The organism is Chryseobacterium sp. Bi04, from assembly GCF_918698085.1.
In the GTDB taxonomy this organism is placed as follows: Bacteria; Bacteroidota; Bacteroidia; order Flavobacteriales; family Weeksellaceae; genus Chryseobacterium.
The window spans coordinates 15,333-27,271 of the sequence record NZ_CAKKLP010000013.1; the positions used below are offsets into that span (position 1 = coordinate 15,333).

The following is an 11,939-nucleotide window of genomic DNA, read 5'->3' on the forward strand; positions in this document are numbered from 1 at the left end:
TTAAATTAATTCTGATGAAGCAGCCAGTCATTTTCAACCGTTTGTTTTTTTACCAATAGAGGTATTTCATTACTCTCAATTTCTAAACATCTTATTTCTGCCGGTTTTAAACCTGGAGATATCTTTCAGAATTATCTCATCATCAGGATTGAAATATTTTAGTTCGTTTACAATTTCTGAACGTATTCCTATTTTTTCTGCAATGATTTCATAGGCAATGTTTCTGGTTGTCGTTTGTAATTTCGGATCTTTTCTGAACTCATGTTTCATGGCATCCAGGTAGGTCATCTTTTTATAATCCGGAGTCTTTTCATATAAATTTCTAATTTCCGTTTCCAGTTTCTGAACATCATGGATATTGGCAAAATAGTTATTAAGGCAGTTAAAAGGATCTTTATTTTCTTCCCAACACTTTAACAACACTTTTTGTGCCTCTTCTCTATTTTCCATCTTTTTACGGTAGATCAGAGAAGCCTTTACCATCTGATTATTCGCAGTATAGTCATCTGCAACCATTTGGTAATAAGCGTGGGCATTTTTAAGATCATTAATTTCTTTATAAAGATCTCCTACCTTTTCCTTCTGCTCCATCTCTCTGTAAAGCTCAATTGATTTTTTATATTGTTTTGCCTTTTCATAACAGATGGCAGCATCGGATTTGTTGTTTAATTTCTTAAGATATACCGCAGCAGCTTCATTGTAAAATGCTCCATCTTCCAGGGTTTTTGCCCCTCTGTAATTGTCCTGAAGTAAATTCATGTAGACTTTTGCCGCTTTTTTATACTCTTTTTCGGCGATATATTTTTCTGCCAGTTCTTCATATTTACTTCTGATCCTGTCAAACAATGAACTTTCAAGATAAAAGCCCCCTCCTCCAGCACCTCTTTTCCCTGAGTTTTGTGCATTCTGTTCTTTATCTTTTAAAGCAGCGATGACGATAAGTATAATAAATGCTACCATTAAGAAAATCACCAATGTGCCCACCACACTCCAGAAACTTTCATGAAACAGCTGGGCTACGATTCCAATTACTTTAAACATTACTAAAAGGACAAAAGCAGCCATGAATTTGTCTGTAAATTTCTGTTTATTCATCATCTTCGGTGTTTAAAATGGTTTTATCTTCCCTGAACAAACGGTAAAGAAGCAGTATAACACAAATGATAAGAGCCCATACAAACCAGTTGTAACCGAACATTTTCACCAACGGATAAAACAGGTATATCAACATCGTCACAAGTATGGCAATTAAAAGAAATTTTATCCAGCCCGGCACATTATCACCTCCCAGATGTAAGGCTTTTTTCTTAAAGATAAAGAGATAGATTCCCACCGCACCGATCATAAAAATAATAAGATAAAGAATATCGGAAACCGCAGCCTTCTCTTCAGGCTTGCTTCCTCCTGGTTCCACACCTTTGATCTTAGATTTTCCAACGGGTGCTGAAGAAGCATCCACCAGATCTATGGTTCCATAAAGTCTTCCCAAAGAATCTGCCATCAGGACCTGTTTCTTTCTTACAAGGTATTTTACCACATCTCCATTGACAGGTTTCCCCCTGCTATATTGTTTCAGGGAATCCGAAAGCTTCCGTTTCAGCTTTTCAGTTCTCGCTTCAATATGTTTTTTGATTTTTCTGCTGTAGATTATTTTGAGGGAGTCCCTGCTTTGTTTCTCTTTGGCAACAAGCTTGTCTATATCCGGACTAATTTCATTAAGATTTCTTCCTCCTGATTTTCTGTACTGTTCCCTTTCTTTCTCTTTAGCTGATATCATTGTGCTTGCGACATGAACTTCTTTAGATAAAACGGCCCTTCTATCCTGATATATAGAATCAATCTTCTGATCAATTTCCGAGATTCCGGATTGGAAGGCAACCATATCTGAAGGGTCTTTTACTGCATCGGTGACAATACTTCCCGAAGAAGTACCAGTTTCTTCCTGTTCTTTTTTATCTTTATCTGAGGGTAATGCAAATCTTAAGATGACAGCAATCACCAACATTGCCCAAAATATCCGGCGGGAGTTTCTAGCCCTTTTAGTTTCAGGTTTTCCACCAGTGTTTCCAAATAAACCTTCAAACCAGGAAAATTTTTCAAAACCATTTCCTCTGGAAGTCCCCATAATATCCAAAGGAACTCCTAATTCGATTGCTCTTTCAGGATATTTTTCAATATATTTTAAATACTTTTCAATTTCTTTTTTATTTCCGGCCATTACCTTTTTAAGATCAAAGGGCAGGTTCTTCGTCCATTCTTCTTCAGTTTGCTTCGGCTGTAATGCTTCCAGGATTTTTTCATCATCCATTTCTACAGTATAACTCTCAATGTTCTGAGCAATGTGAACACCGTTTGCAGGTCTTCTGATTATTTCCTCTATTTTTCCGGGTTCCTGAATTAAAGCAATCCAATTGATTTCTTCCGATAGTTTGACCAATCCAAACTCAGGATGCATAATGATAAACCGGGAATCCAGATGTTCCCAGTCTTCCGGATTAATCTTAGGATAAAAGACTGTATGTTCCGGTATAAAAAATCTGTCATTTACCGACTGGAAGTAAGCATTTCTCCCAATCTCATGTGGAATTTGATCGTTAAAAATAAGAAAACACCCGTAGAGTATATTGGGGGTATCGGATGGAATAGCATAAGATTCTACCTGACTTAAGCTGATATCAAGATCTTCCATTTCCTGAAGCCATATGACCGGTGAAGAGCCTTTAATTAAAAGCCCTTTTTTAGGAAATTTATTTTTCGGAAAAGGTTTAATTCTAAGCTCCATAATCCAAGATCTGTTCTATAAATGCTTTTAAAAACCGGGAACACATTTCTTCCATTGTTTTCACCTTCAGCAAGGCATGTTCGGGAAGATAATATTCTGAACCTCCAAACTCTGTATACGTGGCCAGCGATAAAAATCCATAGGCAGTAGAGGGGATAAAAAACTCTTCAATTCCTTTATTACTGCTTCTGAAAGTCAATATTCCACGGGAATCCGTAATAATCTCGCTTCCATCAGGAAAGGTAAATTTATTTTTATGCTGTTCTGCAAAAATTATAATTTCCGATTTGTTTTTATAAAGATTTAATGAGTTTTCATAGAGACTGCTCAGTTCATTGGCTGAAACAACCAGGTTATGATTATCATTAATTCCGATTTTGTTAAAACTATTGATAATTTTCAATCCGCTTCTGTCAAGTTTAGCTACTTCGGCTTCCACTTTTGTTTTGTTTCTTTCGATTTCTTTTTCTTTACCGGAAACGGTTTCCAGCGAAATATTTCCATCAATGTTTATTTTGTAATGAACAGGATTTCCAGGATGGTACAGATAAAAGCTTTTACCAAAATACAGCAGCTCATAGGAATCCCCAATATTCATTCCGGTGAGATTCTGCTCAGAATATTCTTTGGTATTGATGTTAAGCTTGGAAATTAATTTTTTATCGGCCTGATATTGACACAGGATAAAATGCTGTTGTTTATTTTTTGCCAATGCAAACTGTCCTCTTGGTTTTATAGAGACCTTTTCGAATAAAACTTCACAGCCATGAAATGTTTTATAATAATCATAAGAATGTCTGTCATAATAATTATCTGACAGATACGTTTTCAGCAAATCCTTTTTTGAACTCAAAACAAAAAATTCTCCTTCATATAAAAACTGGGCAATTTTACCGGCAGGCATTGGAAATAAAATAGGATAGTTTTGGGGAAGATCTGTTTTCTTGCCGTTACTATTTTCTGAAGAATATTTTCTTCGTGGAGGATTGGCCCATAATTCCGGCAAAGGAAGTTTTATTTTCTGAATATGTTTTCTTGCCCCTTTATCATGTTTATAGAAATTGATCTCGCCATCTGATATGGTTGTTACCAGAAATTTGAGCCTTTCTCTATTTTCATGGATTACTTTCTGAACCTTTTCATCTTTTGTACTTTCCTGATGGGTAATAAAGAATACTTCAATATCTTTTTCAGAATGCGGCCCACTAAAAAAATTTTCCAGGGCTTCTGAAACTTCAAGAACAGAGCTCACTTTATTCAGGTTTTCAACAACTTCTTCTACCGTGTTAAGCGACATTGGAACACTATCCTGTCCTAAGGCAAAAACCCTGCATTCTGAATGGGCTTTGGGATGTTTAATAATGGCCAAAGCTGCAGCAAAAGCAAGCACTTTTGGAGTTCCCCAATTTCTAAGAGAGGTATCGATCAGGATCACCCGCTCAAAAATATTTTCTTCAGGTGGAATCTCTCTCTGAATATAAAGGGCTTCATTATTGGCCACACGGCTCATAAATATTTCATCCTCATTGGCAAATTCTGAAAGAAGCATCCTGTGAAAGTCGCCTTTATTGGTCATATCGGAAATTCCTCCAATGGGTTGCTCTCCCGGAGAAAGGTGACGCATCGGAATTTTCAGTCCGCTCCATATCCTTTTGATAAGGCTTCCTACCTGAAATGTTTTGGGCTCTTCCACCAATTCCCTAATGAAATCTTTATCGGTGTCTGAGGTTGTTTCTTCCTGTACAAGTTCATCATCCAGTTCGGGTTCTTCAACAAGTCCTTTCATTGCATCAATAATAGACTGAGCGGTAGGAAATTTTTCATTGAGATCTAATGCTTTTAAATCTCTGCTTAAAACAGATGGTCCGGCATATTTTTTTTCTGCACTTGAAGCCAGTTCGTGAGGCCTTTTATAATAGGCATTCAAATTAAGTTCTGCATTCACAGAAGACAGTCTGTGATGTACATCTTTAAAGAGAGTCTGCAAAAGTATAATTCTATTCTGCCCCTGTTTATAAGCTTTGGGAAGTGATTTTATTTTTTCAAGAAATTCAATTTCTCTTTCTGCATTAAACTCAAAATTCCCGACACTGTAAAATTCAGCTGTACGTTTCAAGGGACCTTCAAAATCGGTGTACCCTTCCTGCGTGGCATATAATACCATAAGCAATGCTCCAAAAGGTGGCCATCCCTGTGGCTGAAGCTCCTTCAGGATTTCCATTACATAAGGTCTGTAAGCAATGGCTCCCACTCCCGGGACAGAGAGCAGGTTATGATCATGATATCCGGAATCTCCGGGAACATCTTCATCGGTTTTCCATTCCCAGAAATAATTTTCATAGGACTGGAAGTATACCTTTAATTCCATTCTTTTGATTTTTCAGTAAGACGGAATGAGCTGACAGACAACTGACGGAAATCGGTATCCTTTAGGTAAAGATAATTTCCATTTTCATCCCATAAAAGCCACCCGTCTGATTCTTTATTATATTTCTGCTGTAAAAATATACTCATATTTTTAAACTCAAAATCCAATCCCGAAGGTAAAAGATGCTTGTCTTTTGTCCAATATGTTTTTCCCGGAAGGCCTAATAACGGTGTTCCTAAGAACAGTGCTTTATCCCCTATGATTGTCCAGTCTATTTTTTCAAGCTTAAATTTTGCTGTTCCGGCTATGCTTTCACTAATATCTGATATTAGGCTCAGTAAAGCAATTACCGGCTGTTCTTCATTGTTTTCCTTTAAACGGATCTGAATTTTTTCACTAATTCCGAAATAATTTTGATTGGAAGCCGGAAATGTAAGACGCAATGCCTTATCTATCGACGTCCAAAGTAAAGCAGAGCGCATTTTTTTACTCGGAACCAATGCATCTTTCCGGAATAAAAGACCATCATGCAGCTCATACAGTAAAAAATCTGGAAACTGATGAATTTCCGAAGCTATAATCTGTTCATCGGTAAAACCTTTGAGCCAAATCGTTTCGTCGTCCACTGCAATCAGTACATTTTTCCAGTCTCTGATTGACCCCAGGAAATCTTCATTCCTGCGGGGAAGTTCTGCCCAAAATTCTTTTATATACTTTGAAGGATCTTCTGCCATAAGCTTTCAATTTCTTGCCGGATATATTCTTTCTGTTCAGGATTCCTGATCCAGTCACAACGGGTCTGCAGGTATCTCAGTTTATCTTTAATCACATTCTGTTCTTCAAAACTCAGTGTTCCTCCATTCCATTTGTCTGTAAGGATCTTCACATCTTTCATTACTTCTTCAGGATTCGGCGTTTTGTTGTGCATCGCCTGTGGGTGGGAATTCGGGTGGTCATCTTTTTCAATGATCCTGTTGATGATTCCTTCCAGGATCTCAATCTGCTCTTCTGTATCCCAGATATGTTTCAGAACCCAGAGATCGGAGAGAATGGCTTCCTTTCTTCCACAGATCAGGGCACTAGCAGCAATCAGGTTTTGAAGTTTTACAGCTCTACGGTCTGAAATGGCAATTCCTGTATTTCGTAGATTTATAATAGTATTCAGATACACCTCATAAATAGGTTTAAGATCTATGGTTCTGCATAAATTCTGAAGCTCTCTGATCTCATGCACCTGAATTTCAGGAGTTTCAGTTTCTTCTTCATTTTCAAGTTTCCTTCCGGCTAAAAGAACCTGATGGAGTAACTCGGGATTTACATAATCTACATTGATTCTCACCAGGAAACGGTCAAATAATGCATTTAATGCTTCATCTTCGGGAAGAACATTACTTGCACCTACAAACATCAGCGCCGGCAACTGTTTAGTTTCTTTTCCTCTTTTGAATATTTTCTCGTTGAGAGCCATCAACAGTGAGTTCAGAATAGCGGAATTGGCATTGAAGATCTCATCCAGGAATACCATGGACGCTTCAGGCATCATTCCTTCTGTATTGGTAAGAAGTTCACCTTCTTTTAATTTTCTGATATCAAAAGGTCCGAAGATCTCATTGGGTTCTGTAAAACGGGTTAATAAATATTCAAAGTTTTTCCCATCTTTTACCGTTTTGGACAATGTTCTGACAATGGCTGATTTTGCAGTTCCCGGGGGACCGTATAAAAAAGCATTTTCTCTTGCCAAAAGACAGATTCCCAGTAGATCGACTACATCATTTTTACCTACAAAAGTATCTTTTACGTAGGTAAGGACTGTATTAAGTTTATTGATATTCTGAGTCATTAGTTTTCTTCAGTTATTATTTTTAGTTCTCTCCAGAATGCGTCTTTATGCATTCCCAATTCTGCAATAAGCATTGTATTGATCGCCGGAATTTCTGCCCGTTTATAATCTCTTTTTTCAAGAATTCTTTCGAGATATAGCTTCCGGTACGTACGGTCTTTTAATTCTTCTTCCCAGCTTATATGCTTCAGATCAAGATCATATCCTATTCCCGAATAATGAAATTCTGTCAGAATATCTTCAAGCATCCCAATCAAAACATCTTCCGGATCCAGTGTATTCAATGCTACCATGATCTGTGGAAGGAATCTTAAAGACATATCCGCAGATAGTACAGAAGAGACATCTTTTTTTCCTTTAAACCTGGAAATAAGGCGGTCTATATTTTTTGCTGTGTTTTCCCTGATCAGATAAAGCTGTGCACTGTGATACAGTATTTTTCCTGCCCACACTGCTGCTGCTCTGTCACATGGCATTCTTCCAGATAAAAATTCAAGCCTTTCCTTTTCAAATTCTGTTTCAAAATAGTCCTCTGCCTCTCCTTCTTCTTTGGGAGAAATCTCCTGTAAGTCTGAAAAAAGGGTAATGCATTCAGTTTTTCTGAGCAAAAAGATCGTATCTAAGAATGGTGATTTGGCTTCCATCATTTAACAAAAATAGAATTATTTCGTTGAGAATAAAATTTTTAACTCAAGGATTGATATCAGATACTGAATCTTTTTTTGTTTTGATGTAACAGTGAAGATGATCTAATTGATGTAATGAAACTCTACAGGTTGTACTTTGCAACTTTATATTTTCCAACATTCATGAAATTTCATGAGTGCGTTATTGCTAAAAGCTTTTGCAATGATCATATCAGGCTACTATTTCAACAATATTGTCTTCCGGATCAAGAATAACACTTTCATAATAGCCGTCACCTGTAGTTCTTGGCTCTCCGGCGATGGTATAGCCATCTTTTCTCAAGAGTTCTGTAAGTTCATTTACCTTTTCTTTAGTTTCGACAGCAAATGCCATATGGATAATTCCAAACTGTTGGGAATCATAAGATCCTGTATTTTCTTTAATATCGGGTCTTGTCATAATTTCAAGACGGCAGCCAGTCTCAAAACTCAGAAAATACGATTCAAAATTTTTGACAGGATTATGGTATTTTTCGTTGGAAACAGCTCCAAAATATTTCTGATAGAATTCTTTAGTTTTTTCAAGATCTTTTACCCAGACGGCAAGGTGTTCAATTTTCATTTTTCTATATTTTACTATTGTATGGCAAAATTAGCTGGCTCCACGTTGACATATCTGCTCTCTGTTATTCTATTCTTGTTCTGTATTTACAAAAGGCAAAAACTCATGTTGAAAATCATTAAAAGCTCATGTTCTAATGAATACAGGCTCACTCAATATGAAGTTTTCAACAGACGTTATACAAAACTGCATTCAAAAACACGTATATATACCATTTTATGCATTATTTTTTTCATGAGAAGGCTTCGTTGTTTCACTCATAGTAATATCACATACAATCTAAAAGTTATTATCTTTGCATCTGTCAAAATAAAATTATGAGTATTCACATCAGTGCCAACAAAGAAGAAATTGCTAAAGTAGTATTGCAGCCGGGGGATCCGCTTCGTGCACAGTATATTGCTGAAAATTATTTAGAAAATGCAAAACTGGTAAGTAAAACCAGAGGTATATTTTATTATACAGGTCTTTATAAGGGTAAAGAAATCACGGTAGGAGCAAGTGGAATGGGCTTTCCAAGTATTGGAATCTATTCTTTTGAGCTATTCACAGAGTATGAGGTAGATACTATAATCAGAATTGGAACTTGTGGTGCTTATACTACAGATCTTAAGCTTTTTGATATTTTAAATATTGAAAACGCAGCCAGCGAAAGTACGTATGCTAAATATGCATGGGGAATTGAAGATGAGATTCTTCCTCACCAGGGAAATATCTTCAACACCATTAATGAAACTTCTAAAGAATTATCCTTAAACGCAAAAGCAATCAATATACACAGTAGTGATATTTTCTACAGAAAAGATCCTGAGACTCCTGCTATTGCCACAAAATACAATTGTCCGGCAGTGGAAATGGAAGCTTTCGGATTGTTTGCAAATGCTCAGCATTTAGGAAAAAATGCAGCTACTATCCTTACGGTAACTGACATTATCCCAACGCATGAAAAAATTTCTGCTGACGAAAGAGAGAAAGCCCTGAATCCAATGATGGAACTGGCTTTGGAATCAGCATTGAAAAGCCTATAAAAGCGAATTCGCTTATAAAATAAAAAAAGAGCTTTACTGTATCTGTAGAGCTCTTTTTTATAGTTTAAAAAAATTCCTGGCAGCTTCTGTGGTTTCATCTGCAACTTCGGAAATACTTATTTTTTTTCAGATGGGCAATGGTTTGCGCCACATAGGGTAAAAATGAAGGTTCGTTCCGTCTGTTCTGAATTCTCGGCATATTCTTTATTCATTGATAAATTTTTCCAGAAAGCCTATCAGTTTTGTTCCGCCATGGCACCATCGTATTCCGTAGCCTTCTTTTTCCCTGACTTCAAAGACCAGACCGTGTTTATAATGAAAAAATACATTCCACCAGGCTTGGTTTTCGAGAATATAGCAGATTTTCTTCATTACATTCTCCTGCTTCTGTTGGTTGTTCCCTTTGACTTCGCCCCAAAAATGATCATCCATTCTTCCGGTGTGTTTTTCCCAGGCTCTCTGGGCAATGGTGATTTCACTGTTAAAAGGCTCTCTGCATGCTTTAATCAATACATCCTGAAAAGGAGGAATGGCATTTTCATCACGGATACTCGCCGGGGTAAGTCTTTGTCCTAAAACAATAAGCCAATCTTCAAAAGGAGTTTCTTCTAATTTTGTTGCTTTAACCTCAGCAGGATCACTGCTTTCTAATAAGTGAATAAACCTATCAAAAATTTTATGACGGTTAATTTTTATTTCTTCATTAAAATAAGGTAAATCCCAATCCAGCCTATTTTCTTTATAGGCCCGGATATTTTTTTCCAGGCTTTTCAAATGTTCTTCTCCTAAAATAACCTGATATTTTTCTTTCCAGGAATCTGAAATAAGGGGAATATATTTTTCAAACACATTCATTCTTTACGATGTTTTTATAAGATTGACGGAAAGAGACTCTTCTTGAATAAGATGTCCAATAAGATTAAACCATTGTTTACAGTGATCCAAAATCCATGCATCGGAAGAAATAATAATTTCTGAACTTTCTGCCAGAAATTTATCCGGATTGAACTGAAGTTCACACTCCCAATTCAGGTTGTTTTCGGAAGCAAAATCGAGGATCATCTGTTTTACTCTTCCACTGTTGGATACCGGCTGGTCAAAAACCCAGATCAGCTTTTGGATTTTATTTTTTTGAAAGAAAGAAGCTACCAATTCTACAGCTTTCAACGTCTGATTAACTCTTTTATAAGTTCCGTGAATTCCGGAAAGGTCTCGAAAACAACCGTCTGCGCCTTCGAAAATATAAGCTTCGGAAAGCAGGCTTTCCAACAAAATCAATACATTAAACCCATCAAGATAAATTATTCTGTCTTGTAATGCTGAAATCTTCAGTTGTTTTAAATTTCTGTCATGGATCTGCATATCGGAAGCTGATGCACCGCGTAAAGCCTGTATTTGTCTGGTCTTTAATCTATATCTGTTACCTACAAGTTCTGATCCTGCTTTTTCCGCATAACCTCTTGTCAGCAAATACTGCATATCCTGAACAGCCATTTTCAGCTTACTGAGTTGCTTTTCTGAACCGAACAGGTTATCATCACCTGTATTTTTGCCCCGGTTTCTGTTATTCATACTCAAAAATAGAATTTTTAAAGGTTTTTCACCTATAAACTTTTCCAAAAGAATCTTTAGCAGCACCACAATAATATCATTTTGTTCATTTTATCATTTATCTGTTATATTTCCTACAACAAAAGAGATACTTTATACAATGTTTTGGTGTTGATTAGGGATAAGTTTGCAAAGACTTAAAAATACCCTTATGAATACACTGAAAAAACTATGTTATCTGTGTGCAGCAATACTTTTAACAGCATCTTTTGTATCATGTTCTGATAACGATGACGAAATTATTATAGAACAGCAGACTCCCTCGCAGGTTCTGTCTTCTACTCCATGGGAAACTACAGGAGCTAAAGATAAAAATGGAAATAATATAGCATTAACTGATGCCAGCGTAGCCGGATATGTAGGTTTCGCTTACTTCAAAGCAGATGGCAAATTTGCTATTTACGGACTGGATGATATCCTGAGGTCAAGAGGGACCTGGTCTGTAGATGCACAGGGTAAAAAAAGAACTATTGCAGCGCTTAATCCTGACGGCTCTACTATTTTCACCCGCGATGTTGATATTCTTGTCCTTAATAAGAATGAATTCACCTACAGAATATATCCTAGTTCAGCAGATCCATCTCTTTATTATGACATCATCCATACAAGCACATCTCATGCAGAACCGGACAACGGACAGCTTACTTTAGCTTCTACTCCGTGGGAAACTACAGGTGCTAAAGATAAAGACGGAAATAATGTAGCATTAACCAATGCCAGTGTAGCCGGATATGTAGGATATTCTTATTTCAGAGCCAATGGAACATTCAAAATTGTAGGATTGGATGATGTTTTCAGATCCCAGGGAAAATGGTCTATTTCTGCTGACGGGAAGAAGAGAACACTTATTGGAATCAATCCCGCTACCGGAGCAGTTACTTTTACCAGGGTGGTAGATATTCTTACCCTGAATGAGACTACTTTCACCTACAGAATTATTCCTGATGCGGCCAATCCGGCAGTATTCTATGATATTATCCACACTAAGGTTACCCATAGTGAACCTCAGTAGTAGTTATTTTTTTGATAATTAAGGAAGAACCTGCTCCATATGGGCAAGTT

Annotated in this window: 11 protein-coding genes; 2 read left to right on the forward strand and 9 right to left on the reverse strand. The window is 36.8% G+C overall.

What is annotated here, in order from left to right:
• Window positions 1-75 precede the first annotated feature (75 nt).
• The 7 genes from LQV47_RS17670 to LQV47_RS17700 form a co-directional block, all read right to left on the reverse strand.
• On the reverse strand, window positions 76-1,098 hold the full coding sequence (locus LQV47_RS17670) for a soluble NSF attachment family protein (protein WP_230039767.1): 1,023 nt from the start codon (window positions 1,096-1,098) through the stop codon (window positions 76-78).
• Entirely contained in the window at window positions 1,088-2,782 is a 1,695-nt protein-coding gene (locus tag LQV47_RS17675; RefSeq protein WP_230039769.1) for an APC family permease, read from the reverse strand. The genes LQV47_RS17670 and LQV47_RS17675 overlap by 11 nt, the downstream gene beginning before the upstream one ends.
• Window positions 2,772-5,150 carry a hypothetical protein gene (locus LQV47_RS17680; RefSeq protein ID WP_230039770.1) on the reverse strand — a complete coding sequence of 793 codons (2,379 nt, stop codon included), beginning with the start codon at window positions 5,148-5,150 and terminating at the stop codon, window positions 2,772-2,774. The genes LQV47_RS17675 and LQV47_RS17680 overlap by 11 nt, the downstream gene beginning before the upstream one ends.
• Window positions 5,141-5,884, reverse strand: coding sequence for a hypothetical protein (locus LQV47_RS17685; protein ID WP_230039773.1), 744 nt, complete (start codon window positions 5,882-5,884; stop codon window positions 5,141-5,143). The genes LQV47_RS17680 and LQV47_RS17685 overlap by 10 nt, the downstream gene beginning before the upstream one ends.
• Window positions 5,857-6,990 (reverse strand): AAA family ATPase, encoded by a 1,134-nt coding sequence (locus tag LQV47_RS17690; protein ID WP_230039783.1) that lies wholly within the window; start codon window positions 6,988-6,990, stop codon window positions 5,857-5,859. The genes LQV47_RS17685 and LQV47_RS17690 overlap by 28 nt, the downstream gene beginning before the upstream one ends.
• Window positions 6,990-7,637 carry a hypothetical protein gene (locus tag LQV47_RS17695; protein WP_230039785.1) on the reverse strand — a complete coding sequence of 216 codons (648 nt, stop codon included), beginning with the start codon at window positions 7,635-7,637 and terminating at the stop codon, window positions 6,990-6,992. Before LQV47_RS17695 ends, LQV47_RS17690 begins: the two co-directional genes overlap by 1 nt.
• A 211-nt stretch (window positions 7,638-7,848) precedes the next feature.
• The gene (locus LQV47_RS17700; RefSeq protein WP_230039787.1) at window positions 7,849-8,238 is read right to left on the reverse strand and encodes a VOC family protein; all 390 of its coding nucleotides are present in this window, start codon (window positions 8,236-8,238) and stop codon (window positions 7,849-7,851) included.
• A gap of 317 nt (window positions 8,239-8,555) precedes the next feature.
• On the opposite strand from LQV47_RS17700, the gene deoD reads away from it, so the two are divergent.
• A complete protein-coding gene (deoD, locus tag LQV47_RS17705; RefSeq protein WP_230039789.1) occupies window positions 8,556-9,266 on the forward strand; it encodes a purine-nucleoside phosphorylase in 711 nt (236 codons plus the stop codon).
• Window positions 9,267-9,470: 204 nt separating this feature from the next.
• Here deoD and LQV47_RS17710 read toward each other — a convergent pair whose 3' ends face one another.
• Both LQV47_RS17710 and LQV47_RS17715 read right to left on the reverse strand, forming a co-directional pair.
• The gene (locus LQV47_RS17710) at window positions 9,471-10,121 is read right to left on the reverse strand and encodes a hypothetical protein (protein ID WP_230039791.1); all 651 of its coding nucleotides are present in this window, start codon (window positions 10,119-10,121) and stop codon (window positions 9,471-9,473) included.
• Between the two features lie 3 nt (window positions 10,122-10,124).
• Entirely contained in the window at window positions 10,125-10,838 is a 714-nt protein-coding gene (locus LQV47_RS17715) for a DUF434 domain-containing protein (protein ID WP_230039793.1), read from the reverse strand.
• 190 nt (window positions 10,839-11,028) lie between these two features.
• Between LQV47_RS17715 and LQV47_RS17720 the strand changes: the two genes are divergently transcribed.
• Window positions 11,029-11,889, forward strand: a complete 861-nt coding sequence (locus LQV47_RS17720; RefSeq protein WP_230039795.1) for a DUF4822 domain-containing protein — start codon at window positions 11,029-11,031, stop codon at window positions 11,887-11,889.
• The last annotated feature ends 50 nt before the right edge of the window (window positions 11,890-11,939 follow it).

Coding starts and splice junctions, on each gene's coding strand:
- LQV47_RS17670 (WP_230039767.1), bottom strand. CDS start 1,098: ATGATGAATAAACAGAAATTTACAGACAAATTCATGGCTGCTTTTGTC.
- LQV47_RS17675 (WP_230039769.1), bottom strand. CDS start 2,782: ATGGAGCTTAGAATTAAACCTTTTCCGAAAAATAAATTTCCTAAAAAA.
- LQV47_RS17680 (WP_230039770.1), bottom strand. CDS start 5,150: ATGGAATTAAAGGTATACTTCCAGTCCTATGAAAATTATTTCTGGGAA.
- LQV47_RS17685 (WP_230039773.1), bottom strand. CDS start 5,884: ATGGCAGAAGATCCTTCAAAGTATATAAAAGAATTTTGGGCAGAACTT.
- LQV47_RS17690 (WP_230039783.1), bottom strand. CDS start 6,990: ATGACTCAGAATATCAATAAACTTAATACAGTCCTTACCTACGTAAAA.
- LQV47_RS17695 (WP_230039785.1), bottom strand. CDS start 7,637: ATGATGGAAGCCAAATCACCATTCTTAGATACGATCTTTTTGCTCAGA.
- LQV47_RS17700 (WP_230039787.1), bottom strand. CDS start 8,238: ATGAAAATTGAACACCTTGCCGTCTGGGTAAAAGATCTTGAAAAAACT.
- deoD (WP_230039789.1), top strand. CDS start 8,556: ATGAGTATTCACATCAGTGCCAACAAAGAAGAAATTGCTAAAGTAGTA.
- LQV47_RS17710 (WP_230039791.1), bottom strand. CDS start 10,121: ATGAATGTGTTTGAAAAATATATTCCCCTTATTTCAGATTCCTGGAAA.
- LQV47_RS17715 (WP_230039793.1), bottom strand. CDS start 10,838: ATGAATAACAGAAACCGGGGCAAAAATACAGGTGATGATAACCTGTTC.
- LQV47_RS17720 (WP_230039795.1), top strand. CDS start 11,029: ATGAATACACTGAAAAAACTATGTTATCTGTGTGCAGCAATACTTTTA.